Source organism: uncultured Reyranella sp., from assembly GCF_945957355.1.
Lineage (GTDB): Bacteria > Pseudomonadota > Alphaproteobacteria > Reyranellales > Reyranellaceae > Reyranella.
Genome location: NZ_CAMFKM010000002.1, coordinates 464,124 through 488,734, shown reverse-complemented (window position 1 = coordinate 488,734; position 24,611 = coordinate 464,124). Strand labels below are relative to the sequence as shown.

The window sequence follows — 24,611 nt, the reverse complement described above, 5'->3', positions numbered from 1 at the left end:
ACTCTCTTCCGTCCCCCCGAGGAGAAGGGCGGTATATAGCCGGGAAAGCCCCTTTTGTTTCAAGGCTCTGTTGGTCGCAGGGCCGATGCGCGGCATTGTGTGACCGCGTGCCGCAGAAGGAGCGTTCCGCGTCGCGGACGGGAGAGGTCAAGTTCATGCGTCTGGCCCTTTTTGAGCCTGATATCCCTCAAAATCTAGGGGCTTTCATCCGCCTTTCCGCCGGTTTGGGCATTCCGCTGGACGTCATCGAGCCCTGTGGCTTCCCGGTGGACGACAAGCGGATCCGCCGGGCGGCCATGGATTATTACGACCTGGCCACCCTCGTCCGGCACGCCTCATGGGCGGCGTTCTGCCGGGATCGGCCGCCGGGACGCCTGGTTCTGCTGACCACGACCGGGGCCGAACGGCTGCCGGACGCGACGTTCCAGCCCGACGACATCCTCCTGCTAGGCCGGGAAAGCGCGGGGGTGCCGGAGGAGATCCACGCGGCGGCCGGCCTCCGGGTCCGGATTCCGCTGCAGGCTGGGGCAAGGTCACTCAATGTCGCCCTGGCGGCCGCGATGGTATTGAGCGAGGCCCTTCGCCAGACCTCGGGATTCGAAAAGCTCGCATGAACGCCAAGCCCACCCGCACCGCCACCGGTCCCAACGGCCCCTCGCCCCTGCCCGACGAGGCGAGCCTTGCCCGCCGCAAGGAAGAGGCCGCTTCCTGGTTCGCCGGCCTGCGCGACCGGATCTGCGCCGAGTTCGAGCGGATCGAGGACGAACTGGCGGGCACCCACCGCGACCGCGCACCGGGCCGCTTCGAGCGCAAGGACTGGGAGCGCGAGAAAGGCCCGAACGGCGAGGATCGCGGCGGCGGGACCATGTCGCTGATGCGCGGCCGGGTGTTCGAGAAGGTCGGCGTCAACATCTCGACCGTGTTCGGCGAGTTCAGCCCCGAGTTCCGCAGCCAGATTCCCGGCGCCGCGCAGGACCCGCGCTTCTTCGCCTCCGGCATCTCGCTGGTGGCGCACATGCAGTCGCCCAAGGTGCCGGCGGTGCACATGAACACGCGCTACATCGTGACCACGCGCAGCTGGTTCGGCGGCGGCGCCGACCTGACGCCGATGGTACGGCACGAGCCCGACACGCGCGACTTCCATGCCGCCTTCCGCACCACCTGCGACGCCCACGATCCGGCCTACCACCCGAACTTCAAGGAATGGTGCGACGAGTACTTCTTCCTGCCCCATCGCGGCGAGCCGCGCGGCATCGGCGGCATCTTCTACGACTATCTCGACAGCGGCGACCATGGGCGCGACTTCGCCTTCACGCGGGCCGTCGGCGAGACCTTCCTCGACATCTATCCGAAGCTGGTGCGGCGCCACATGAACGAGCCCTGGACCGAAGCCGAGCGTGCCCACCAGCTCACGCGCCGCGGCCGCTACGTCGAATTCAACCTGCTGCACGACCGCGGCACCCGGTTCGGGCTGATGACCGGCGGCAACGTCGAGGCTATACTGATGTCGTTGCCGCCCGAGGTGCGCTGGCCCTGACGGACTGCACGGAGCGCGCATCTAGGCAAGCAAACGAAACATTCGAAACGAGAGTCGCACCCCCTGACGAATCAGGCCCGCCAGTCCTTTTGGAAAACCCATCCAACAGGCTGGCAAAGTAATTCCGTCGTCTCTCCACTCCGCACCTTCGATGCTCCGGTCGAGACGACGGGAATTATCGATTTGGCCAGTTCCAGATCGGCCGATCTTCGTCCTGGGCGATCGTCTCGCCCAGTTGCTTCGCCAGGGTGATCCGTCGCCCGCCGGCCTTGGTGAGCGCGGCGACGAGGCGTTCGGCGTGGGAGACCACGATGATCTGCGATCGCGTGGCCGCATCGGCGATCAGCCTGGCAAGCGGCGCCAGCAGGTCGGGGTGGAGGCTGGTTTCGGGCTCATTGAGGATCATGAGCGACGGCGGCCGCGGTGACAGCAGTGCGGCCACCAGCAACAGGTATCGCAACGTCCCGTCCGACAGTTCCGTAGCCTTCAACGGCCGCAGCAGCCCGTGCTGCAGCATCTCGACTTCGAAGTAACCGTCGCTCACCGCGACGTCGACCGAGCCGCCGGGGAAGGCGTCGGCGACGGCGGCCTCGAGCTGACCCTCGATGCCGATCTCCTGGATGGTGGCGATGGCGGCGGCGAGATCGGCACCGTCGCCCGCCAGCACGGGGGTGCGCGTGCCGACCTGGCGGCGGCGGGCGGGCGCCTCGCTGTCGGTGCGGAAGTGATCGTAGAAGCGCCAGTCGCGCAGCTGCTCGCGCAACGACAGGAGTTCCGCACCATCCTCGGGATTGGCGCAGTGCGTCAGCATGCTGTCGAACGGCTGAAGATGCGTATGGGCCTGCCTCCGCTGGCCGCTGCGGTCGCGCAGCGTCACCGAAGGACCGAGCCTTTCGGCGAAGGCGTTGGCACGCTGCAGGACCAGCCCGGTCCACAGCGACTCGGTCTTGATCACCGGATCGCGGCCGAACAGCCCGCCGGGGATCGGCAGGCCGAGATCGATCGCGTAGCCGTAGGAGTCCGAGGAGAACCCGAGCTTCAGGCTGACCGGCGCCTTGCGCACCGTGCCCTGCACCGCCTGCTCGCCGCGCTTCATGCCGCGCGAGAACTGCTCGGGGCCGGCCCACAACACCGACGAGATGCCGCCTTCCATTGCCAGTGACTGGATGATCCGCCCCTGCGCGACATCGGCCAGCAGCCGCAGGGCGCGGTAGAGGCTCGACTTGCCGCTGCCATTGGCCCCCGTGACGACGGTGAGCGGCTCGACCTCGAGCCTGACGTCGCGCAGGGAGCGATAGCCCGAGATGCAGAGCCGGGAAACGATGCTCACCGTGGGCTCACGACCGCCGCTTCGCCAGCGCCCAGCCCGCCAGCAGCGGCGCCGCGAACAGCACGAGCACCAGCAGCGGATAGGGTGCGCCCCACCAGAAGCCGAGACGATCGAAGAAGGCTTCGGCGCCTTCCTCGTAGGTCACGCGGGCATAGGTGAAGCCCGCCAGCATCGTCGAGGTCGGCCACAGCAGCGCCGCCAGCAGGGCCGCCTCGAACCACTGGCTGCCCGTGGTGCGCCGTGCGTGGATGATCGCCACCATCACGACGTAGGGAATCGGCACCAGCGTCTTGTACCATTCGACCGCGCGCACCGAGAGGGTGGCGGCGATCCAGGTGTCGCCCACCAGGTCGTTCATCACGACGACGGCGGCAATCGCGCACCACAGCGCGAAGACGAGTCCCGGCCGGATCACGCGGCGCGGACCCGCTTTTCCAGTTCGGCGAGACAGGCCGCACGATCCGCCGCGAAGTCGCCGTCGATCCACCAGCGCTCCACCGCCTCGATCAAGGCGCCGACCGCGGGACCGGGCTTCAGCCCGAGCTTCAGCGCATCGCCGCCGCCCACCGGCAGTTCCGGCGGCGTCCAGTCACGCGCCATGGCGAGCGCGGCCCGCCAGTCGCCCGGCGCTTCGGTCGCGAGCAGCAGGCGATCGGCGTAGAGGTTGCCACCCAGCGCATAGATCTGTTCACGCCACGCCTTCGGACCGCCGGCCACGTCGATGACCGGTTCGGCCGCCAGCATGACCTCGAGCCGCAGGGCTTCCTGCGTCGACAGCCTCAGCCGCTTGCCGATCACCGTGGCGTCCGCATCGGCCGGCAGGATCGATGCCAGGCGACGGACCGGATCGGGCCTGTCCTCGCGCGCGATCAGCGCCCGCAGCCGCGCCGTGCCGTCGCATTCGGGCAGCCAGTGATCGAGGATGGCGGCTTCGCGCATCGCGGCGATCGTATCGGCGGGAGCCGGCGCCTGGAGCAGACGCAGCAGTTCCTTGCGCACCCTCTCGCCTGAGAGGCCGCGCAGGCTGCCGGCATTGCGGCGGCAGGCCTCGAAGCCCGCCGGATCGAAGGGCGGCCGCCCGTACCAGGCATGGAAGCGGAAGAAGCGCAGGATGCGCAGCCGGTCCTCGGCGATGCGCTGGTCGGGATCGCCAATGAAGCGCACGCGCGCCTCGGCGAGATCGGCGCGGCCGTCGAACGGATCGTAGAGCGTGCCGTCGAGGTCGGCATAGAGCGCATTGAAGGTGAAATCGCGCCGGCTCGCATCCTCCAGCCAGTCGTCGGTGAAGGCCACGACCGCGTGCCGGCCGTCGGTCTCGACGTCGCGGCGCAGGGTCGTGAGCTCCAGGGGCCGACCGTCGATGACCGCCGTGACCGTGCCGTGCTTCAGGCCCGTCGGCACCGCTTTGATCCGGGCCGACTTGAGCGCCAGCATCACGGTCTCGGGCGACTTGTCGACGGCGAGGTCCGCATCCTTGCTTTGCAAGCGCAGGCCAAGCACCGTATCGCGCACCCAGCCGCCAACGAAGCGCGCCGAGATGCCCGCACGACCGAGCGCATCGAACAACGTCCCGATCGCCGCATCGTCCGACCAGGGCGGCACCTCCAGGCGACCGACGGGCTTCATGGCGCGAACAGGCCGCCGTAGCCCTGATCCTGGGTGAAGAACATGACGATGAAGCCCACGATGGCGCAGGCGAAGCCCGCAATGCCGAGCCAGGTCATCGGCATGTCCTGCCACGATGGCAACGTGCCGGCGACCTTGCGCTCCTCCTTGATCTTCACCGCCCAGGCCCAGAGGAAGAAGGCGCAGAACGGCACCATCACGAAGACCAGGATCAGGAGGACGGCGCGCATGAAAACTCCCGGCCAGCGTCAGGCGCTGGTGGTCAGGATGAAGTGGAGGTTCTTCAGCATACCCGCCGTTGCGCCCCAGATGTAGCGCTCGCCATAGGGCATGGCGTAGTAGCGCCGCTCACGTCCCTGCCAGACCCTGCTGTCGATGCGGTGATTGCGTTCGTCGAGAAAATGGTCGAGCGGCACTTCGAAGACGTCGGCGACCTCGCGCGGATCTGCACGCGTCGTGAAGCCGGGTGTGACGATGCCCAGGATCGGGGTGATCTGGTAGCCCGTGCCCGTCCGGTAGAGGTCGAGCGACCCCACGACGTCGATGAAGTCGCGTGTCAGGCCGACCTCTTCCTCGGTCTCGCGCAGCGCCGTCGCCGTCGCGTCGATGTCCTCGGCCTGCCGGCGACCGCCGGGAAAGGCGATCTGACCGGCGTGACTGGGCATATCCTCGGTCCGCTGGGTCAGCAGGACCGTGATTCCCGTCTCGCGTTTGATCAATGGCATGAGCACGGACGCGGGACGCCACACTTCGGGCATCGCCCCGACACCGTTCAGTGAGAAGTCGCTGCCGATCGGCGGCGACGCCACGGGCAATCCGGATGCCAAACGCCTGCTGCGCTCGGCCACCCTCCGCACAATTTCGTCAACCGTCATGCCCTTGTTCCGGCCTCATTTCTGGGCTTCCCTCAATCATATTCCCTCGACGACAGGAGCGCCCTGGTGGCCCCCGATACATCGACTGCAACCGACGCCGACGCCCAGGCTGCCCTCGCCGACATCGAGAGGCTGGGCGGACAGCTTCGTGCCGCCCGTGCCTCCATCGGCAAGGTCATTTATGGCCAGCAGGACGTGATCGATCAAACACTGGTTGCCCTCCTGTCGGGCGGCCATCTTCTCCTGATCGGCGTTCCGGGCCTCGCCAAGACCAAGCTGGTCGATACGCTGGGCGTCGTGCTCGGCATGGAAGCCAAGCGTATCCAGTTCACGCCCGACCTGATGCCGGCCGACATCCTGGGCTCGGAGGTGCTCGAGGAGAGCGACAGCGGCCGCCGCACCTTCCGCTTCCTGCAGGGTCCGGTCTTCGCCCAGCTGTTGATGGCCGACGAAATCAACCGCGCCAGTCCGCGCACCCAGTCCGCGCTGCTGCAGTCGATGCAGGAACGGCACGTGACCGTGGCCGGCAAGCGCTATGACCTGCCGACGCCCTTCCACGTGCTGGCGACGCAGAACCCGCTGGAACAGGAAGGCACCTATCCGCTGCCAGAAGCGCAGCTCGACCGTTTCCTGCTGCAGGTCGATGTCGGCTATCCCGATGAAGCGGCCGAGCGCCAGATCATGATCGGCACCACCGGCGCCGAGCAGGCCGTCGCCACGCAGGCCCTTTCCCCGGGCGACCTGATCGCCGCCCAGGCCCTGGTGCGCCGCCTGCCGATCGGCGAGAGCGTGGTCGATGCCATCCTGAAGCTGGTGCGCGCCGGGCGCCCCGAGCACACCGATCTCGACGTCGTGCGCCAGAGGGTCGCCTGGGGTCCCGGCCCGCGCGCCAGCCAGGCCTTCATGCTGGCCTGCCGCGCCCGCGCCATCATCCAGGGCCGCCTCGCCCCATCGGTCGACGATGTCGTGGCGCTCGCGGGTCCGATCCTGCGCCATCGCATGGCCGTCAATTTCTCCGCCCGCGCCGAAGGCGTAACCGTCGAGTCCGTCATCGCCCAGATGTGTGCCCGCCTCGGGTAATCTTCTGGCCTGGGCATTGCACTGCGGGAATTAATGGCTTCGCCTTCAACCCTTCATAGGTCCCTGGAACTTGCCGGCACGCTGCCTGCCCTGATGGTGGCGGCCGATCGCGTGGCCGCGACCGTCATCCAGGGCGTGCACGGCCGCCGCCGCGTCGGCCAGGGCGATGCCTTCTGGCAGTACCGGCCGTTTCGCGATGGCGACAGCGCGACCCAGATCGACTGGCGCCAGAGCGCGCGCAGCCGTCACCTGTTCGTGCGCGAGACCGAATGGGAAGCCGCCGCCAGCATCTGGCTGTGGCGCGACGCCTCCCCCTCGATGCATTACGCCTCGCTCAAGAACATCGACACCAAGGCCGTGCGCGCCGAGCTGATCACGCTGGCCGTTGCGAGCCTGCTGGCCGATGCCGGCGAGCGCGTCTCCGTCCTCGGCGGCGGCATGCGCCCGACATCCGGCCGCGTCGCCGTGCGTCGCGTCGCCGAGACCCTGCTCGACGAGAGCCGCGACACGTCGCGGACACCCGCCAGCCTGCCGCCGATGGTGCCACTGCCGGCTCATGGCACGGTCGTTCTCGTGTCCGACTGGCTCGATCCGCTGGAAAAGATCGAGGAGATCATCCGCTACTACGCCAGCGTCGGCGTACGCGGCCATCTCGTGCAGATCCTCGATCCCGCCGAGGAAGAGCTGCCGTTCGACGGCCATGTGAAGTTCGAAGGCCTCGAAGCCGAGGGCCAGCACACGATCCGCCGGGTCGAAGCCGTGCGCTCGGCCTATGGCGCGCGCCTTGCCGCCCAGAAGGAAGGGCTGCAGCGCCTCGCGCGCCCGGCCAACTGGACCGTCCATCTGCACCGCACCGACCGGTCGCCGCAGACCGTGCTGATGTCGCTTTATCTCGCCATGGCCGACATGGGTCGGCTGAACCTGGCCTGACGGCATGCTCAGTCTCGGCGCATTCGCCTTCGCTGCCCCCGGCATGCTGGCCCTGCTGGTGGCCCTGCCGGCGATCTATTTCCTGCTGCGGCTGATCCCGCCGCTGCCCAAGCTCGTGCGCTTCCCGGCGATCCGGCTGCTGGTCGGGCTGGAGCCCGCCGAGCAGACACCGATGAAGATGCCGTGGTGGCTGCTGCTGCTGCGCCTGCTGCTGGCGACGGCGCTGATCCTGGCCGTCGCGCGCCCGCTGCTGAACCCGCAGGCCGAGCTGCCGGGCCGCGGTCCACTGCTGCTGGTGATGGACGATGGCTGGTCGAGCGCACCGGGCTGGGCGACACGCACCGCCCATGCCGAGCGGCTGATCCAGCGTGCCGAGCGCGCCAACCGCCCGGTGGTCCTCGTCGGCACCGCTCCCGCCCCGCTCGATGCGCCCGCCGTCCGGCGCGGCGCCATGCGGCCCGACGAGGCGCGCACGTTGCTGCGCGCCTTCCGCCCCAAGCCCTGGCCGACCGATCGCGCGGCGGTAGCGACCGCCATCGACCAGATGCAGATCGATCCCGGCGCCTATGCGGTGTGGCTGAGCGACGGCCTCGAGGATGAAGGCGCGACACGCCTCGCCGAGCGTCTGCGCCGCTTCGACGGGTTGCAGGTCCTGTTGCCCGACCAGGCGACGACGCCGTTGCTCCTGCTGCCGCCGGCCGCCGAAGGCCGCGACCTCAAGGTGCGGGCCCTGCGGGCCGTCGCCGACGGTCCGCGCAAAGCGGCGGTTCAGGCCTCCGACGAACAGGGCCGCGTCGTGGCCCGCATGGACGTCGACTTCGCCGCGACCGCGACGCAGGGCGAAGGCGTGCTTTCGGTGCCGCCCGAGCTGCGCAACCGCATGGCCCGCCTCGACATCGAGGCGCAGGGCGGCGCCGGCAGCGCGATCCTGCTCGACGAGCGTCATCGCCGCCGTCCCGTGGCGATCCTCGGCGAGCGCGCCACGGCAGGCAACCAGCCGCTGCTGCAGGAGATCTACTTCCTCGAACGCGCCCTCGATCCCTATGTCAGCCTGAGCATCGGCGACCGCGAATCGGTGCTGACGCGCAACACCGCCGTGCTGCTGATCCCCGACGGCTCCACCCCGTCGGCCAACGACCGCGAGGAGATCGCCAAATGGATCGAGCGCGGCGGCATCGCCGTGCGCTTCGCCGGCCCCAACCTCGCCGCGGGGGCCGACACTCTCGTGCCGACGCCGCTGCGCCTGGGCGATCGGGCGCTGGGCGGCATCATGAGCTGGGGCGAGCCCAGTGCGCTCGCCGAGTTCCCGGCCAACAGCCCGTTCCTCGGCATTCCGATCCCGAAGGACGTCCGCATCTCGCAGCAGGTCCTGGCCGAGCCAACACCCGACCTCGCCGACAAGACCTGGGCGCGTCTCGCCGACGGCACGCCGCTGGTCACCGCCGAGAAGCGCGGTCAGGGCTATCTCGTGCTGATCCACACCACCGCCAACACCGGCTGGAGCAACCTGTCCCTGTCGGGCCTGTTCGTGAACATGCTGCAGCGGCTGGTCACGCTCTCGCGCGGCGTCGCCGGCGACGGCGTCAACAAGACGCTGAAGCCGTGGCGCACCCTCGACGGCTTCGGCCGGCTCGGCGCGCCGCCTGCCGGCATCCAGATGCTGCCGGCCGAGGCCGCGGAAACCTTCCAGCCAAAGCCTTCCTCGCCGCCGGGCCTCTATGGCGACGAGAACGCCCAGGTGGCCTTCAATATCGGCGGTCGCATCGCGGCGCCCAAGCCGCTGGTGCTGCCGAGCGGCATCTCGACCGACAAGCTCTCCGAAGGCGGCGAGACGGATCTCTCGAAGTGGTTCCTGCTGGCGGCCCTCGTGCTTCTGCTCGTCGATTTGCTGATCTCGCTGTGGCTGCGCGGCCTGCTGCCGAAGGCGGTCCGGTTGGGACGCGCTGCGCCCGCCGCCGTGCTGCTCGCGGCGCTGGTGTTCACGGGATCGCCCGACGCCGGGGCGCAGCAGCCTGCGCCGGCCCAGCGTCCCGGCGCTGCGTCGACACAGCCGGCGGCCAGGCCCGGCCCACCGCCGCTCACCGACGAGCAGGCGCTCAAGGGCTCGCTCGACATCCGGCTCGCCTACATCATCACTGGCGACAAGGAAGTCGACGACCTCAGCAAGGCGGGCCTCGAGGGCCTCAGCGAAATCCTGCGCAACCGTACCTCGGTCGAGCCGGCCGATCCGGTCGGCCTCGATCTCGAGCGCGACGAGCCGCGCCTCTATCCGCTGATCTACTGGCCCGTGACCTCGACGCAGCCGGCCCTGTCGCCGCGCGCGCAGGCCGCGCTCGATCGCTACCTGCGGACCGGCGGCATCATCTTCATCGACACGCGCGACCAGCAGATGAGCTTCGACCGGCCGGCCGGGGGCAATCCCGACCTCAAGCGCCTGCTGGCGGGTGTCGAGACGCCGCCGCTGGTCGCCATGCCGCCGAACCATGTGCTCAGCAAGGCCTTCTATCTCCTGTCCGACATGCCCGGCCGCTGGCAGGGCGGAAAGCTCTGGATCGAGTCGGGGACCGGCCGCGTCAATGACGGCGTGACGACCGTCCTGATCGGCTCGAACGACTATGCCGGCGCCTGGGCCACCGACCAGCGCGGCCGCGGCCTGCTGCCCGTGACTCCGGGCGGCGAGACGCAACGCGAGATGTCGTATCGTTTCGGCGTCAACCTCGTGATGTATGCGCTGACCGGCAACTACAAGGACGACCAGGTTCACCTGCAGGACATCATGCAGAGGTTGAGGCGATGAACATGACATCGGCCGTCTCGGTCGCCTTCGATCCGCTGCTGCCGTGGACGGTGCTGGCCGTGCTGGGCACGATCGGCCTCGTGCTGGTGCTGCTCGGCCTGCGCGCCGGCGCGCGCGGAACGATCTGGCGGCTGGGCTCCCTCGTCGTCGTGCTGGCGGCGCTGGCCAATCCATCGCTGATCGAGGAACAGCGCAAGCCGATCGCCGACGTGGCGCTGGTCGTCGTCGACGACAGCGATTCCATGGCGATCGGCGAGCGGCGCCAGCAGGTCCAGGCGGCGCGCGAGACCCTGAAGCGCAAGCTCGGCCAGCAGGAAGGGCTCGAAGTGCGCGAGGTGGTGCTGCCGCCGTCGCAGATCCAGCTGGGCAGCGAACGGCCGGGCGGTACGCGCCTGATCGAGACGATGCGGTCGGCGCTGATCGAGATCCCGCAGGAGCGGCTGGCCGGCGTGGTGCTGCTGAGCGACGGCCAGGTCCATGACGTGCCGGCCGGCGTGCCGCCGGAGCTGGGCGGCGCGCCCGTGCATGCGCTGATCGCCGGCAGGAAGAACGAGCGCGACCGGCTGATCGTGCTCGAACAGTCGCCGCGCTTCGGCGTGGTCGGCCGCGAGGTCACGGCCAAGTTCCGGATCGAGGATCCCGCCGGCGGCACCGCGCCGGTCACCCTGTCGGTCGGCGGCGAGGTCGTGAAGCGCATCGACGTGCCGGTTGGCCGCTCCGTCGAATTGCCGATCACCGTCGGCAATCCCGGCGCCAACGTCGTCGAGCTGGAAGTCGGCCCCGGCCAGAGCGAACTGACCCTCGACAACAACCGCGCGCTCTTCACCATCAACGGCGTGCGCGACCGTCTGCGCGTGCTGCTGGTCTCGGGCGAGCCCTACCAGGGCGAACGGGCCTGGCGGAACCTGCTGAAGAGCGACCCCGCGGTCGACCTCGTGCACTTCACCATCCTGCGCACGCCGCAGAAGGACGATTTCACACCGGTCCGCGAACTGTCGCTGATCGTCTTCCCGATGCGCGAGCTGTTCGAGCAGAAGCTGAAGGAATTCGACCTGATCATCTTCGACCGCTACGAGTCGGGGAACCTGATCACACGCGACTATTTCCGCAACATCGCCGAATACGTGAAGGGCGGCGGCGCCCTGCTCGTCTCGGTCGGCCCGGTGTTCGCGACGCAGCGCTCGCTCTATCGCACGCCGCTCGGCGCCATCCTGCCCGGCGCCCCGACGGGCGACGTGGTCGAGACCGGCTTCAAGCCCAAGGTCACCGAGATCGGCCAACGCCATCCGGTGACCGCGAACCTGCCGCAGGCCGGCGATCCCAACAAGGAACCGGAGTGGGGCCGCTGGTTCCGCCTGGTCACCTCGCGCACCGAGCGGGGCAATGCGGTGCTGTCCGGCGCCGAAGACAAGCCACTGGTCATCCTCGACCGCGTCGGCGAGGGCCGCGTGGCACAGCTCCTGTCCGATCACCTGTGGCTGTGGAACCGCGGCATCGACGGCGGCGGCCCGCAGCCCGAGCTGGTGCGCAGGGTTGCCCATTGGCTGATGAAGGAGCCCGATCTCGAGGAAGAGGCGCTGCGCGCCACCGCCGTCGGCGGCCGCATCGAGATCACACGCCGCACACTGGCCGCCACCTTCCCGCAGGTCACGATGACCTCACCGGGGACCTCGCCCGGCGGTGCCACCCGCACGCTCGACCTGCGCCAGACCGCGCCGGGTCTTGGCATGGCGGTGGTCGATGTCGACAAGCCCGGCCTCTACCGGTTCGACGATGGCACCCTGCGCGCCGTCGCCGCCGTCGGCAGCCCGGATCCTCTGGAGTTCTCCGACGTGCGTGCCACAGACGCGAAGCTGAAGCCGCTGGTCGACGGTACGGGTGGCGCGCTGATGTGGCTCGCCGACCAGTCGGATCCCGACATCCGCACCGTCCGCCCCGGCCGCGCCGCCGGCGGCTCCGACTGGATCGGCCTGCGCCGCAACGAAGGCTATACGGTCGCTGGCATCAACCAGCTGCCGCTGCTGCCTGGCATCCTGGTGGCACTCGCCTTCCTGATGGCCATCGCCAGCGCCTGGTGGCGAGAAGGAAGATAGAAACTTCCTCCCCCGTCTTACGGGGGAGGTGAAGGAAGTTAGTAAGTCGCCCGGCCGCCGGAGATGTCGAACGTCGCGCCCGTCGAGAAGGAACAGGCCGGCGACGACAGCCAGTAGGCGAGTTCCGCGACCTCCTCGGGTCGGACCATCCGCGCCATCGGCACGTTCGCCAGAAGCTTCGAGCGCCGTTCGTCCGTCAGCTCGCCGAAGATCGCGGTCTCGGAGGCCGAGGGCGTGATCGCGTTGACCAGCACGCCCGAGGTCGCGAGTTCCTTGCCCATCGACTTGGTGAGCGCGATGACGGCGGCCTTGGACGCGACATAGGCCGCGACGTTGGGATTGCCGTCCTTGCCTGCGATCGAGGCGATGTTGACGATGCGCCCGTAGCCGCACGCCACCATGTCGGGCACCGCCGCCTGGCAGCAGCGGAACGTGCCGTTCAGGTTGATGTCGAGCACGCGGTGCCACTGTTCCTCGGGATAGGACGCGATACCGGCCGAGGGGCCGAGGATGCCGGCGCTGTTCACCAGGATCGAGGGTGCGCCGAGTGCTTCCTTCGTCGCCGACCACGCGGCGCGAACGGACCTCGTGTCAGTAACGTCGACGGCGAAAGCATGCGTGCCTCCGCCGACCTCCCCGCCGACGCGCTTCGCACCGGCAAGGTCGACGTCCCACAACGCGACCTTGAGGCCTTCCTTTGCAAAGCGATGCGCGATGGCGCGGCCGAGGCCGCTGGCCGCGCCGGTGACGACGGCAGCGGCCTGCGTGATGGGGCTCATGGCTTGACGTTCGCCTGTTGCGCGATCTTGCGCAGGGTGGCGATGTCCTTGGCCGTCTGCGCCTTGAGATCGTCCGGGCTGATGGTCGAGGCGGTCATGCCGAACTCGGCCCAGCGCTCCTTGATGTCGGGCATCGCCAGGATCTTCATCAGCTCGGCGTGCAGGCGCTGCACGATCGGCTTGGGCGTGTTGAGCGGGGCCATCAGGTCGTAGCGCCACACGAAGTCGAAATCGACGCCCTGCTCGACGAAGCCCGGCACGTCGGGGAAGTTGATCGAGCGTCGCGTGCACGACACGACGACCTTGACCTTGCCCGACTTGACCATCGGCACGGCCGACTGCACGTCGGAGAAGCCGAGCTTGATGTGGCCCGCCGCCACGTCGTTCAGTACCGGCGCGGCGCCCTTGTAGGGCACATGGGTCATGTTGATGCCGGTGCCGGCCCGGATGATCTCGGCGCAGAGATGGCCGGTGGAGCCATTACCCCAGGTTCCGTAGTTCACCTCGCCGGGCTTGGCCTTGGCCAGCGCGATCACGTCGCGCAGGTCCTTCACCGGATAGTCCGGGGTGGCGACCATCACGACCGTGGCCGAACCGATGTCGGCCAGATGCTCGAAGTCCTTCACCGGATCGTACGGGAGGTCGGGCATGACCGCCGGATTGACGACGACGGTGCTGGCCGATCCGAGGACCAGCGTATAGCCGTCCGGCGGGGCCTTCTGGGCCGCTTCCATGGCGATGATGCCCGAAGCGCCCGGTTTGTTGTCGACGATCACCGTCTGTCCGAGTGCCGTGCCGAGCTTCTCCGCCAGTGCACGCGCCACCAGATCGGTGCCGCCGCCCGCCGCGAACGGCACGATCAGGCGGATCGGCTTGCTCGGCCATTTGACGTCGCTCGTCTGGGCCAGCGCGGGCACGGTCACCCCGAACGCCAAAGCCAGGGCAAATGCCCTCCGGAACATCTTCATTCTTTCCTCCACACAGGTTCTTGATTACGTCGCCGTCGGCGCCCCACAGGATTCGCGCAGCACGAGATCGACCGGCAGCAGCGCGCACGACTGGCCCTCCCCCGTGCCCCGCAAGCGTTGCAGCAACAGTTCGGCTGCCGCCCGGCCGACATCCTCCAGGCTCCAGCGCAAGGCCGTGATCGCCGGCGAATGCACGGCGGCGAGATCGGTGTCGCCGACGGCGATCACCGACAGGTCGCGCGGCACGGAAAGTCCGAGGTCGCGCGCGGCGCGCAGGGCACCGGCCAGGATGCGGGTGCCGAGCGCGATGATCGCCGTCGGACGCCGGTCCCGGCGCAGCAGTTCGAGCGCATCGCCTTGCGCGAAATCCATCGACGATGCCTGAAGGCAGATCAGCGCGCCCTCGGGATCGATGTCGGCTTCGGCGAAGGCCGCCTTGAATCCCGCGATGCGTTCACGGCCCGGCCGCATGCGCGCGCCCGGCGTCAGCAGGGCGATGCGGCGATGGCCGAGGCCGATCAAATAGCGCGTCGCGGTCCGGGCGCCTTCGCGATGGTCGACCAGCACCGCGGGCCAGGGCGTATCGCCCTCCCCGGGTACATCGCGGTCAAGGATGACGACCGGCGCGCCGCCGGCGGCGAGCTCGCGCCAGGCGCGGTCGTTCTCGTCGCTGCCGGGCGCCACCAGCATGCCGTCGAGACGCCGGCTGCGGAACGCCGCGACCATCGCCCGCTCGCGCGCCGGATCGTTCGCCGTGTTGGCCACGACCATCAGCAGGCCGGCCTCGCGCAGCCGGGCCTCCGCCGCCTGCACGATGCTGGCGTAGAGCGGATTGGCGACGTCGGACACCAGGCAGCCGACCATCCCGGTCGTGCGCGTCCGCAGGCTGCGCGCCTGGAAATCCGGCTGATAGCCGAGTTTCTCCGCCGCGGCAGCGACGTCGCGCGCCACCCGCGCGCTGACATTCTTGCCGCCGTTCAGCGCCCGCGACACCGACCCGACCGAGACGCCGGCCGCCCGGGCCACGTCTCGAATGGTCGCTCTGGAAACGATTTCTGCCATACGAAGCGTCATAATTGACATGCGGTGCCCAGCTTGCAAGGCTGAATTGGAAACGTTTCCATAGTGCGGAGTTTGGCGATCATGGGTGCTTCCGTTCCGGAACGCGCGAGTGCGAACGAGGCCGAGATCGACTGCGATGTCGTCGTGGTGGGCGCCGGCTTCGGTGGCCTCTACGCGCTGCACAAGATGCGCGAGATCGGAATGACGGTGCGCGGGATCGAGGCGGCGCCGGATGTCGGCGGCACCTGGTACTGGAACCGCTATCCCGGTGCGCGCTGCGACGTGCCGAGCCTGTTCTATTCCTACAGCTGGTCGCCCGAGCTGCGCCGCGAATGGCGCTGGACCAACCGCTATGCCGGCCAGGAAGAGATCCTGAGCTATGCCCGGTTCGCCGCCGACCGCCTCGATCTGCGCAGGCTGATCCAGTTCGACACCAGGGTCGCGGGCGCCACATTCGACGAAAAGAGCGATCGCTGGATCGTCGAGACCGATCGCGGCGAACGCCTGCGGGCCCGCTTCGTCATCATGGCGACCGGCGGCCTGTCGGTGCCCAACACGCCCGACATTCCCGGCGTCGCCGACTTCCAAGGGGCCATCTACCATACCGCCCGCTGGCCGCAGGAGCCGGTCGACTTCGACGGCAAGCGGGTCGGAATCATCGGCACCGGATCCTCCGGCGTGCAGGCGATCCCGATGATCGCGAAGGACGCCGAACGACTCGTCGTGTTCCAGCGCACGCCCAATTTCTCGGTCCCCGCACGCAATCGGCCGCTGACCGACGAGGACCACAGGAGCTTCGACGAGGGTCTGGAAACCTATCTCGCCAGCCTCGAGCAATCCGACTTCGGCCGCGTGCCGCCGACCGCCTTCACCGCCGAGGTCCCGCCGCGCGACGTCCAGTGGGCGCGCTACGAGCAGCTCTGGCACGAGGGCGGCAGCGGCGGATTCCTGAAGGCCTTCCCCAACATCCTGGTTCATCCCGAGGTCAACGAGGTCTGCGCCGACTTCGTGCGCCAGAAGATCCGCGAGACCGTGAAGGACGCGAAGACCGCCGCGGCGCTCACACCCACGGGCTATCCGTTCGGCGTGAAGCGCCTGTGCGTCGATACCGACTATTTCGACACCTACAACCGGTCGAACGTCGAGCTGGTGAACCTGCGCGAGGAGCCGATCGACAGGATCACCGCATCCGGCGTCGACACGGCGTCGCGGCATTTCGAGCTCGATGCACTGGTCTTCGCCACCGGCTTCGACGCGGTGACCGGCGCCCTGCTCGCGGTCGACATCCACGGTCGCGACGGAACCACGCTGAAGGACGCGTGGTCGGAAGGACCTCAGACTTATCTCGGCCTGACCGTGAAAGGATTCCCCAACCTGTTCACGATCACCGGCCCGGGCAGCCCCTCCGTCATCGGCAACGTGATCACCAACTGCGAGTATCACGTCGACTGGATCGCCGAGTGCCTCATGCACATGCGCCGACACGATCTCGCGACGATCGAACCCGATGGCGAGGCCCAGGTCGCCTGGGGCAGGCATGTCGCCGAAGTCGCCGACCGCACGCTCTTCCCCAAGGCCAATTCCTGGTACCTGGGCGTCAACATTCCCGGCAAGCCGCGCGTCTTCATGCCGTATATCGGCGAAGGCTACCGCACGACCTGCAAGGCGATCGTCGAGGACGGCTATCGCGGCTTCTGCTTCGGCGGCACGACACGCGCGCTGGGGGAGGCCGGCAAATGAGCCGCCTGTTCGGACCGGTCCGCCAGAACGGCTATGTCGTGCGCGACATCGAAGCGGCGATGAAGCACTGGATCGAGGTGCTGCAGGTCGGGCCGTGGTTCTACATCGACCGCGTGCAGACCGACTGGTTCTGCCATCGCGGCCAGGACTCGGCCGTCGAGCTGAGCATCGCGCTGGCGAATTCCGGCGACCTGCAGATCGAGCTGATCCAGCAGCGCAACGACGCGCCGTCGATGTACAAGGAATTCCTCGACTCCGGCCGCGAGGGCCTGCAGCACGTGGCCTTCTGGTCGACCGACTACCAGTCGCTGTACGACCGGGCGCTGGGGCTTGGGTACAGGCTCGGCCACGAAGGACAGATCGGCGGCGAGCAGGGTCGCTTCGCCTATTTCGATACCGGCGCGCCTGCCAATGCCCACGCCGGCACGGTCGTCGAGATCTCCGACATCAGCGGCAACAAGGGCCGCTTCTTCGAGTACGTCCGCAAGCGCGCCCAGGACTGGGACGGCACCGATCCGATTCGTCCTGTGCAGGGCCGATCGTAGCTTGGCCCCGTTACCAGGCAGAAACTTGATCCCCCTCCTTGTTGGGCCATTTTGGGAACAGCAAGGAGAACACCATGATCGAGCTCAGACCCTTCGATAAATTGGGCAAGTCGGACCACGGCTGGCTCAAGGCGAACTTCCACTTCAGCTTCGCCGACTACCGCAACCAGGACCGCGTCCACTGGGGAGCGCTGCGCGTCTGGAACAACGACCGCATCGCGCCGCAGTCGGGCTTCCCGCCGCATCCTCACCGCGACATGGAAATCGTGACCTACGTCATCAAGGGCGCGATCACGCACAAGGACCATCTCGGCAACGAGGGCAGGACCGAAGCGGGCCAGATCCAGGTGATGAGCGCAGGCAAGGGCATCCAGCACGCCGAATACAACATGGAGCAGGCCGAGACCGAGCTGTTCCAGATCTGGATCATTCCCAACAAGCAGGGCGTGCCGGCGCGCTGGGAGACGGTGCAGTTCCCCGCCGAGGCGCGCGACGGCAAGCTGGTGCCGCTGGCTTCGGGACGTGGCGACGACGGGGCGATCCCGCTCTATGCCGACGGTTCGCTGCTTGCCGGCACGGTGAAGGCCGGGCAGTCGACCCGCCAGAAGCTGAACGGCAAGCCGACCTATCTCGTGCCGGCCAAGGGCAAGATCGAGGTCCGCGGCAGCGACGGCAAGGTCGTGACGGCGAATGCCCGCGACGGGGTGGCGATCGTCGACCAGGACGAGGTCGAGATCGTGGCTCTCGAGGATGCCGAGATTGTGCTGGTCGAAACGGACCGGTTGAACTGACCTCCCGTCAGATTGACGCTATGGACCGGGCGGGGTTTGATCCCGCCCGGTTTTCGTTTGGGAGAGATGCATGGCCTACAAGGGCTTCGATCTGACGGGCAAGGTGGCGCTGGTGACCGGCGGCAACGGCGGCATCGGCCTCGGCATGGCCGATGCGATGGCGCAGGCAGGTGCGGGCGTCTGCATCTGGGGCACGCGCAAGGAGAAGAACGACGCGGCCGTCGAGCAGCTCAGGAAGCATGGCGGCAAGGTCCACGCCCAGATCGTCGATGTCGGCGACGAGAAGCAGGTGGCGGATGCCTTCGCCGAGACGGTGACGGTGATGGGCCATGTCGACAACTGCGTCGCCAATGCCGGCGTCTCGGGTCGCGGCAAAGGCTCGATCCTCGAGATGGACTACGCCGAATGGCGCCGCGTCCTGCAGATCAACCTCGACGGCGTTTTCTTCACGTTCCGTGCAGCCGCCAAGCACATGGTCGAACGCGGCCAGGGCGGTTCGCTGGTGGCGATGGCCAGCACGGCGGCGATCGAAGGCGCGGCCCGCTCCAGCCACTACGGCGCCAGCAAGGGCGGCGTCACGGCGATGGTGCGGGCGCTGGCCGTCGAGCTGGCGCGCTACAAGATCACCGTGAACTCGATCCTGCCTGGCTGGATCGAGACCGAGATGACCGCCAATGCCGTCGCCAATCCGAAGTTCGCGGGCAACGTCCTGCCGCGCATCCCGGCCCGGCGCTGGGGCACCGGCGCCGACTTCGGCCCGATCGCCGTCTATCTCGCGAGCGGCGCCACCGGCTATACGACGGGACGCGACTTCGTTATCGATGGCGGCTATACGTTGTTTTAGCCCGTCGCCACTGCAGCATCAGACTTTGGGGAAACACTCATGATCAATCGGTTCGCAGCCAGCCTGGCCGTCCTCGTCGCTTTCGGCGCCCTGCCGGCGCTCGCGCAACAGCAGCCCAAGCCGACGGCCGCCGCGGCGACCACCAAGGCCGATGACGACAAGTATGTCGGCTACTACTACCCGAAGCCGACCGCGATCGAGAACTACGCCTCGCCGATGCAGACGATCGCCGGCGCCGAGCGCGCCCAGCGCGTGCAGTTCGCCACGGTCGTCTCGCAGGGCACGATCCAGTCGGCCTATCGCGTTCCCTACTCGGTCTTCGTGAAGGGCGAGAAGGCGGACAAGATGATCATCGTCGGCCTGCAGCCCGGCGAGATGAGCACGATCTATCGCGCCCGCGCGATCCTCGCGAACATGACGACCATGTCGCGCCTGTCGCCGTTCTTCCAGGAGCGCACGATCGCCGAGGACGCGAACTTCTTCGACCTGCTGAAGCTGCTCGGCTTCCAGCAGATCACGATCAGCGACGGCGACAAGTTCACCCACCAGGTGAACATTAAGTAGGCGCCTTCACAGGCGCCGGCGGGCGGCAGCGCTTGTAACCAAGCGCGAGAGCCCGCACGGCAGGTTTGGCGCACCTCTATATTTTCTGCACCGTGCGGCGCCCGCGCTTCGGTCACTGCGCTCCCTGCAGCGCTACACGCCGCCAGTCGCTCCGCAAGCGGAGCGACTAAATTGAATTCATCCCGCCGTCGATCACCAGCTCGGCGCCGGTCATGAAGCGGGATTCATCGGAAATCAGGTAGAGCACGCCGTAGGCAATGTCCTCCGGCGTGCCGAAGTGGCCGATCGGCACGCGCTGGCGCGTGCGTTCGCGCGCCTTCTCGCTGGGCAGGATGTGTTCGCCCATCGGCGTCATGATGATACCGGGATGCACTGAGTTGCAGCGCACCTTGTAGCCCTTGCGCGCACAATCCATCGCCACCGTCTTGGTGAACTGGCGGACCGCGCCCTTGCTGGCGCCATAGGCCGAGAGATCGGGCGTGCCGAGGAAGGCCGCCAGCGACGACATGTTCACGATCGAGCCGCCACCCGAGGCGCGCAGCGCCGGCACGCCGTACTTGCAGCCGAGGAACACGCCCTCGACGTTGATCGACAGGATGCGGCGCCACTGGTCGAGGCTCTCGCCCTCGAAGGACGAGGGAAACGGTCCGGCAATGCCGGCATTGTTCACGAGTCCGTTCAGTCGGCCCTCGCGCGCCATGATATCGTCGATGATGCGCTTCCAGTCGGCTTCCTTCGCCGTGTCCTGTTCCTCGAAGCGTGCGTTGCCGCCTATTTGTTGAACAGTCTCCAGCCCGCCGGCACGGTTGACGTCAGTGACGATCACCGTCGCGCCTTCGGACGCCAGAAGCTTCGCCGAAGCGCGGCCGATGCCCGATCCGGCGCCCGTCACCAGCACGACCTTGTCTGCAACGCGACTCATGCGATCCCTCCCCGAACTTTCTTGTCGCAACGCTAGAAGCGGCGCAGGCTCGCGACAAGCAAGGAGGAATACATGGCCCGCACGCTGGAATTCTACTTCGACTATGGCAGCCCCTATAGCTACCTAGCCGACACGCAGGTCGAGGCGATCGCGCAACGCGCGGGGGCCACGCTGGTGCGCAAGCCGATGCTGCTGGGCGGCGTGTTCAAGGCCACCGGCAACCATTCACCGGCCGAGCTCCCGCAGAAATCGGCCTGGAGCGGCTTCGACATGCCGATGTGGGGGCGACACTACGGCGTACCGTTCCAGCGCAATCCCTTCTTTCCGGTCAACACGCTGGCACTGATGCGCGGCGCGGCGGCGGCGCAGATCGACGGCACCTTCGAGCGCTACCACCCGGCGGTCTTCAAGGCGATGTGGGTCGAGGGCCGCAACCTCAACGACATGAATGAGGTGGCTGCCGTGCTGACCGCTGCCGGCCTCGATGCCGCGAAATTCGGCGCCCGCATTCAGGATCAGGACGTGAAGGACCGGCTCAAGGCCACCACCGACGAGGCGGTCGCGCGCGGCGTGTTCGGCGCACCGACCTGCTTCGTGGACAAGATGATGTTCTTCGGCAACGATCGCCTCCCCTTCGTCGAATTGGCTCTCAAGGAAGAACTCAAATGAAGAAGTTCGGTGTCCTCATCGCCGCCGGTATGTTGTTCGCCGCGGCGCCGTCTTTCGCGCAGACGGTCGGCACCTGCCCGCGCGGCGGCGGCGGCAACCAGCCGCAGCCGGTGCGCGTCCTGTTCGCCCTCAACAGCTCGGTGGTACCGCCGGCCGAGAAGCCTGGGATCGCCCAGGCGGTGAAGACCGCAAAGGATCGCCAGGTCTCGGCCATCTGCCTGATCGGCCACACCGACAAGCTGGGCGACAAGGCCTACAATGAAAGGCTGGCGCGGGCGCGCGCCCAGGCGGTCGCCGCCGAGATGATCCGCGACGGCTATCCGGCGAAGAACATCACCATCGTCGCCGATCCCGAAGCCTTCGGTAACATGAGCTTGGGCAAGGAAAACGCCTCGGAGATCGACCGCAAGGTGACGATCTTCTACGCGCGTTAACGCATCATCTCGATCGCGACCTTGCCGACGACCTTGCGGTCCATGAGGACACGGAAGGCGGCGGCGGCCTGCTCCATCGGGAAGCGGTGCGAGACGTGCGGGCGCATCACGCCAAGCGCAGCAAGCCGAGGCAGTTCCTCGACATAGTCGCGGCCGAGTTCGGGCGACAGGCGAAGGGGTGTCTCGCCGGCGCGCACGCCCAGCACCGACAGGCCCTTGATCAGAATGTGGTTGGACATGAGCTTGCTCGGCCCGCCCGAGGTGAAGCCCACGACCAGCAGGCGCGCCCCATAGGCCGCCGCGCGCACCGACTTCTCCAGCACCTCGCCGCCCACCGGGTCGTAGATCACGTCGCAGCCCTTGCCGTTCGTCATCTCCTTCACGGCGGCGACGAAGTCGCCGGTGCGATAATTCACGACCTCGTCGGCACCGTTCTCACGCACAATGGCCAGACGGCCATCGTCGCTGCCGGTCGCGATGACCCGTGCGCCGAGATGCCTGCCCAATTGAACGGCCGCCAGGCCGACGCCGCCCGACGCGCCGTGAACCAGCAGGACTTCGCCCTTCTTCAGCGCGGCGCGATGGACCAGCGAGTGATAGGCGGTCTGCGCGGCGACGCGGAAGCCCGCGCCTTCGGCGAACGACCAGTCCTCCGGCAGACGCATCAGGTGGCCGCTGGCCTTCAGCTTCACGTATTCGGCGAAGGCGCCGGGACGCACGCCGAAGATCACCCGATCGCCCGGCTTCCAGTTCGTGACGCCGTCGCCGAGCGCATGGATCGTCCCCGCGCCCTCCATGCCGGGCACGAAGGGCAGCTCCGGCTTGTGTTGGTAGCCGCCGGCCACCATCAGCACGTCGGGAAAATTGACCGACGCGGCGCCGACCCGGACGACGATCTCGCCCGGCCCCGCTTCGGGGATCGGGCGTTCCTCGATATGGAGGACGGAAGGATCGCCCAGGCGATCGCAAACAATGGCTCGCATGAGGGGCGCGCGCATCGAAGGCGCGCTAGTCGAGCTCGAAAGCGTTCTTGTAGTCAAGCTTGAGCGACGGATCCTGGTCTTCCTTGCGCAACAGGCAGTTGCCGACCACTAGCACCTCGATCTCGCTGCCCATGAAGCAGCGCCACGCATCCTCAGGCGTGCAGACGATCGGCTCGCCGCGCACGTTGAACGAGGTGTTCACGATCACCGAGCTGCCGGTCTTCGCCTTGAAGGCCGAGATCAGGTCGTAGAACGGCTTGTTGGTCTCTTCGTGGACGGTCTGGATGCGGCCCGAATAATCGACGTGCGTCACGGCCGGGATATCGGAGCGCGGCACGTTCAGCTTGTCGATGCCGAACAGCTTCTCTTCATCGGCCGTCATCTTGCGGCGGCGCCCCTCGACGACCGGCGCGACCATCAGCATGTAGGGGCTGTCGGTGTGGAAATCGAAATACTTGTCGACGTCCTCGCGCAGCACCGCCGGCGCGAAGGGCCGGAACGACTCGCGGTACTTCACCTTGAGGTTCAGCGTCTTCTGCATCGAGGGCGAACGCGCGTCGCCCAGGATCGAGCGGGCGCCGAGCGAGCGCGGACCGAACTCCATGCGGCCCTGCATCCAGCCGACCGCCTTATCGTCGGCCAGCGCCTGCGCCGTCTGGTCGATCATCTCCTCGCGTGTGAGGCGCGAGAACTTGGCACCGACGGCGGTGAGGCGCTCGGCGATCTCGTCGTCGGTGAAGTCCGGGCCGAGATAGGAGCCGGCCATGCCGTCCATGTGGCCGTTCAGCTTGCGCGGCTGGCCGAGGAAGCCGTGATAGGCAGCATAGGCCGCGCCGACCGCGCCGCCGGCATCGCCGGCCGCCGGCTGCACCCAGATGCCGTCGAAGATGTTCTCGCGCAGCAGCTTGCCGTTCGCGACGCAGTTCAGGGCGACGCCGCCCGCGAGGCAGATGTTCTTGACGCCGGTTTCCTTCTTCACCGACCGGCCGAGGCGGATCACGATCTCCTCGGTGACGGCCTGGATGGACGCCGCGAGGTCCATGTGATGCTGCGTCAGCATCTCCTCGGGATTGCGCCGTGCACCGCCGAACAGCGCGCCGAACTTGTCGTTCGTCATGCGCAGGCCGGTGCAATAGTCGAAGTAGCTCTGGTCGAGGCGGAAGGTGCCGTCTTCCTTGAGGTCGACGATCTTGTCGAGGATCAGGCTCTTGAACTTGGGCTCGCCGTAGGGCGCGAGGCCCATGACCTTGTATTCGCCCGAGTTGACCTTGAAGCCGGTATAGTAGGTGAACGCCGAATAGAGCAGGCCGATCGAGTGCGGGAAGTGGATCTCGCGCAGCATCTCGAGCTTGTTGCCGCTTCCCATGGCAAGCGACGTGGTCGCCCATTCGCCGACGCCATCCATGCAGAGCACGGCGGCCTCTTCATAGGGCGACGGGAAGAAGGCCGAGGCCGCGTGGCTCTGGTGATGTTCGCCGAACAGCAGGCGCTTCTGCCAGTCGAAGTCGGGCTGCCACTTCTTCATCTCGTCGCGCAGCAGCGTCTTCTGGAAGAGCTTCTCCTTCAGCCACAGCGGCATGGCCATGCGGAAGGAATTGAAGCCGCGCGGTGCATAGGCGAGGTAGGTCTCGAGCAGGCGCTCGAACTTCAGGAACGGCTTGTCGTAAAAGGCGACGTAGTCGACGTCCTGGAGCTTGATGCCGGCACGGTCCAGGCAGAACTGGACCGCGTTCTGCGGGAAGCCCGCATCGTGCTTCTTGCGGGTGAAGCGCTCTTCCTGCGCCGCACTGACGAGATGACCATCCTCGATGAGCGCGGCTGCGCTGTCGTGATAGAAGGCCGAGACGCCAAGCACCCGCATGGAAGTGTCCTTACCCGCCTAGAACAGCGTGTAGATGAAGGGCGCGATCGCCGAACCCTTGGTGAGAACGATCAGGCCACCGAAGATCACCATCATGACCAGGATCGGCAGCAGCCAGAACTTCTTGCGCTCGCGCATGAAGGCCCAGAGTTCGACGAGGATGGAGCCCATGGATCGGTCC

The 24,611-nt window shown here is 67.6% G+C and carries 25 protein-coding genes; 13 read left to right on the top strand and 12 right to left on the bottom strand.

What is annotated here, in order from left to right:
- Positions 1-155: 155 nt before the first annotated feature.
- Together Q0Q48_RS05420 and hemF are read left to right on the top strand one after the other, a co-directional pair.
- Positions 156-614, top strand: coding sequence for a tRNA (cytidine(34)-2'-O)-methyltransferase (locus Q0Q48_RS05420; protein WP_295135137.1), 459 nt, complete (start codon positions 156-158; stop codon positions 612-614).
- Entirely contained in the window at positions 611-1,537 is a 927-nt protein-coding gene (hemF, locus tag Q0Q48_RS05415; RefSeq protein ID WP_295135134.1) for an oxygen-dependent coproporphyrinogen oxidase, read from the top strand. Before Q0Q48_RS05420 ends, hemF begins: the two co-directional genes overlap by 4 nt.
- A gap of 175 nt (positions 1,538-1,712) precedes the next feature.
- Here hemF and Q0Q48_RS05410 read toward each other — a convergent pair whose 3' ends face one another.
- Genes Q0Q48_RS05410 through Q0Q48_RS05390 form a run of 5 tightly spaced genes read right to left on the bottom strand, consistent with a single transcriptional unit; the run spans position 1,713 to position 5,302 of the window.
- Positions 1,713-2,861 carry an AAA family ATPase gene (locus Q0Q48_RS05410; RefSeq protein WP_295135220.1) on the bottom strand — a complete coding sequence of 383 codons (1,149 nt, stop codon included), beginning with the start codon at positions 2,859-2,861 and terminating at the stop codon, positions 1,713-1,715.
- Between the two features lie 13 nt (positions 2,862-2,874).
- Positions 2,875-3,282: a hypothetical protein gene (locus tag Q0Q48_RS05405; protein ID WP_295135131.1), complete on the bottom strand. Its 408-nt coding sequence runs from the start codon at positions 3,280-3,282 to the stop codon at positions 2,875-2,877.
- On the bottom strand, positions 3,279-4,493 hold the full coding sequence (locus Q0Q48_RS05400) for a CCA tRNA nucleotidyltransferase (protein WP_295135129.1): 1,215 nt from the start codon (positions 4,491-4,493) through the stop codon (positions 3,279-3,281). Before Q0Q48_RS05400 ends, Q0Q48_RS05405 begins: the two co-directional genes overlap by 4 nt.
- Positions 4,490-4,723, bottom strand: coding sequence for a hypothetical protein (locus tag Q0Q48_RS05395; RefSeq protein WP_295135126.1), 234 nt, complete (start codon positions 4,721-4,723; stop codon positions 4,490-4,492). Before Q0Q48_RS05395 ends, Q0Q48_RS05400 begins: the two co-directional genes overlap by 4 nt.
- 18 nt (positions 4,724-4,741) lie before the next feature.
- Complete coding sequence (locus tag Q0Q48_RS05390) at positions 4,742-5,302, bottom strand: CoA pyrophosphatase (RefSeq protein ID WP_295135123.1); 561 nt, start codon at positions 5,300-5,302, stop codon at positions 4,742-4,744.
- Positions 5,303-5,434: 132 nt separating this feature from the next.
- Between Q0Q48_RS05390 and Q0Q48_RS05385 the strand changes: the two genes are divergently transcribed.
- The 4 genes from Q0Q48_RS05385 to Q0Q48_RS05370 are packed head-to-tail and all read left to right on the top strand — an operon-like array spanning position 5,435 to position 12,268.
- The gene (locus Q0Q48_RS05385; protein ID WP_295135120.1) at positions 5,435-6,448 is read left to right on the top strand and encodes a MoxR family ATPase; all 1,014 of its coding nucleotides are present in this window, start codon (positions 5,435-5,437) and stop codon (positions 6,446-6,448) included.
- A 33-nt stretch (positions 6,449-6,481) separates the two neighbouring features.
- Positions 6,482-7,378, top strand: a complete 897-nt coding sequence (locus Q0Q48_RS05380) for a DUF58 domain-containing protein (protein WP_295135117.1) — start codon at positions 6,482-6,484, stop codon at positions 7,376-7,378.
- Between the two features lie 4 nt (positions 7,379-7,382).
- Complete coding sequence (locus Q0Q48_RS05375) at positions 7,383-10,175, top strand: DUF4159 domain-containing protein (RefSeq protein WP_295135114.1); 2,793 nt, start codon at positions 7,383-7,385, stop codon at positions 10,173-10,175.
- A 2-nt stretch (positions 10,176-10,177) separates the two neighbouring features.
- A complete protein-coding gene (locus tag Q0Q48_RS05370) occupies positions 10,178-12,268 on the top strand; it encodes a hypothetical protein (RefSeq protein WP_295135111.1) in 2,091 nt (696 codons plus the stop codon).
- A gap of 38 nt (positions 12,269-12,306) precedes the next feature.
- On the opposite strand, the gene Q0Q48_RS05365 is transcribed toward Q0Q48_RS05370, so the two are convergent.
- The 3 genes from Q0Q48_RS05365 to Q0Q48_RS05355 are packed head-to-tail and all read right to left on the bottom strand — an operon-like array spanning position 12,307 to position 15,041.
- Positions 12,307-13,047, bottom strand: a complete 741-nt coding sequence (locus Q0Q48_RS05365) for an SDR family NAD(P)-dependent oxidoreductase (protein WP_295135108.1) — start codon at positions 13,045-13,047, stop codon at positions 12,307-12,309.
- Positions 13,044-14,015, bottom strand: coding sequence for a tripartite tricarboxylate transporter substrate-binding protein (locus Q0Q48_RS05360; RefSeq protein ID WP_295135105.1), 972 nt, complete (start codon positions 14,013-14,015; stop codon positions 13,044-13,046). Before Q0Q48_RS05360 ends, Q0Q48_RS05365 begins: the two co-directional genes overlap by 4 nt.
- A gap of 24 nt (positions 14,016-14,039) precedes the next feature.
- Positions 14,040-15,041, bottom strand: coding sequence for a LacI family DNA-binding transcriptional regulator (locus Q0Q48_RS05355; RefSeq protein WP_295135102.1), 1,002 nt, complete (start codon positions 15,039-15,041; stop codon positions 14,040-14,042).
- A 117-nt stretch (positions 15,042-15,158) separates the two neighbouring features.
- Between Q0Q48_RS05355 and Q0Q48_RS05350 the strand changes: the two genes are divergently transcribed.
- The 5 genes from Q0Q48_RS05350 to Q0Q48_RS05330 all read left to right on the top strand — a co-directional run bounded on the left by Q0Q48_RS05350 (position 15,159) and on the right by Q0Q48_RS05330 (position 19,561).
- On the top strand, positions 15,159-16,817 hold the full coding sequence (locus tag Q0Q48_RS05350) for an NAD(P)/FAD-dependent oxidoreductase (protein ID WP_295135098.1): 1,659 nt from the start codon (positions 15,159-15,161) through the stop codon (positions 16,815-16,817).
- Positions 16,814-17,362 carry a VOC family protein gene (locus Q0Q48_RS05345; protein WP_295135096.1) on the top strand — a complete coding sequence of 183 codons (549 nt, stop codon included), beginning with the start codon at positions 16,814-16,816 and terminating at the stop codon, positions 17,360-17,362. The genes Q0Q48_RS05350 and Q0Q48_RS05345 overlap by 4 nt, the downstream gene beginning before the upstream one ends.
- A gap of 74 nt (positions 17,363-17,436) precedes the next feature.
- Complete coding sequence (locus Q0Q48_RS05340; protein WP_295135093.1) at positions 17,437-18,153, top strand: pirin family protein; 717 nt, start codon at positions 17,437-17,439, stop codon at positions 18,151-18,153.
- 70 nt (positions 18,154-18,223) lie between these two features.
- On the top strand, positions 18,224-18,997 hold the full coding sequence (locus Q0Q48_RS05335) for an SDR family NAD(P)-dependent oxidoreductase (RefSeq protein ID WP_295135090.1): 774 nt from the start codon (positions 18,224-18,226) through the stop codon (positions 18,995-18,997).
- A 39-nt stretch (positions 18,998-19,036) separates the two neighbouring features.
- The gene (locus tag Q0Q48_RS05330; RefSeq protein ID WP_295135087.1) at positions 19,037-19,561 is read left to right on the top strand and encodes a hypothetical protein; all 525 of its coding nucleotides are present in this window, start codon (positions 19,037-19,039) and stop codon (positions 19,559-19,561) included.
- A 166-nt stretch (positions 19,562-19,727) separates the two neighbouring features.
- Here Q0Q48_RS05330 and Q0Q48_RS05325 read toward each other — a convergent pair whose 3' ends face one another.
- Positions 19,728-20,483 carry a glucose 1-dehydrogenase gene (locus Q0Q48_RS05325; protein ID WP_295135084.1) on the bottom strand — a complete coding sequence of 252 codons (756 nt, stop codon included), beginning with the start codon at positions 20,481-20,483 and terminating at the stop codon, positions 19,728-19,730.
- A gap of 72 nt (positions 20,484-20,555) precedes the next feature.
- On the opposite strand from Q0Q48_RS05325, the gene Q0Q48_RS05320 reads away from it, so the two are divergent.
- Together Q0Q48_RS05320 and Q0Q48_RS05315 are read left to right on the top strand one after the other, a co-directional pair.
- Positions 20,556-21,152 (top strand): 2-hydroxychromene-2-carboxylate isomerase, encoded by a 597-nt coding sequence (locus tag Q0Q48_RS05320; RefSeq protein ID WP_295135081.1) that lies wholly within the window; start codon positions 20,556-20,558, stop codon positions 21,150-21,152.
- The gene (locus Q0Q48_RS05315) at positions 21,149-21,586 is read left to right on the top strand and encodes an OmpA family protein (protein ID WP_295135078.1); all 438 of its coding nucleotides are present in this window, start codon (positions 21,149-21,151) and stop codon (positions 21,584-21,586) included. Before Q0Q48_RS05320 ends, Q0Q48_RS05315 begins: the two co-directional genes overlap by 4 nt.
- On the opposite strand, the gene Q0Q48_RS05310 is transcribed toward Q0Q48_RS05315, so the two are convergent.
- The 3 genes from Q0Q48_RS05310 to Q0Q48_RS05300 are packed head-to-tail and all read right to left on the bottom strand — an operon-like array spanning position 21,583 to position 24,601.
- On the bottom strand, positions 21,583-22,584 hold the full coding sequence (locus tag Q0Q48_RS05310) for an NADPH:quinone oxidoreductase family protein (protein ID WP_295135075.1): 1,002 nt from the start codon (positions 22,582-22,584) through the stop codon (positions 21,583-21,585). The genes Q0Q48_RS05315 and Q0Q48_RS05310 overlap by 4 nt on opposite strands.
- Positions 22,585-22,594: 10 nt before the next feature.
- On the bottom strand, positions 22,595-24,430 hold the full coding sequence (locus Q0Q48_RS05305) for a carbamoyltransferase (RefSeq protein ID WP_295135073.1): 1,836 nt from the start codon (positions 24,428-24,430) through the stop codon (positions 22,595-22,597).
- A gap of 18 nt (positions 24,431-24,448) precedes the next feature.
- Positions 24,449-24,601, bottom strand: coding sequence for a DUF5989 family protein (locus Q0Q48_RS05300; RefSeq protein ID WP_216957152.1), 153 nt, complete (start codon positions 24,599-24,601; stop codon positions 24,449-24,451).
- Positions 24,602-24,611: the final 10 nt, after the last annotated feature.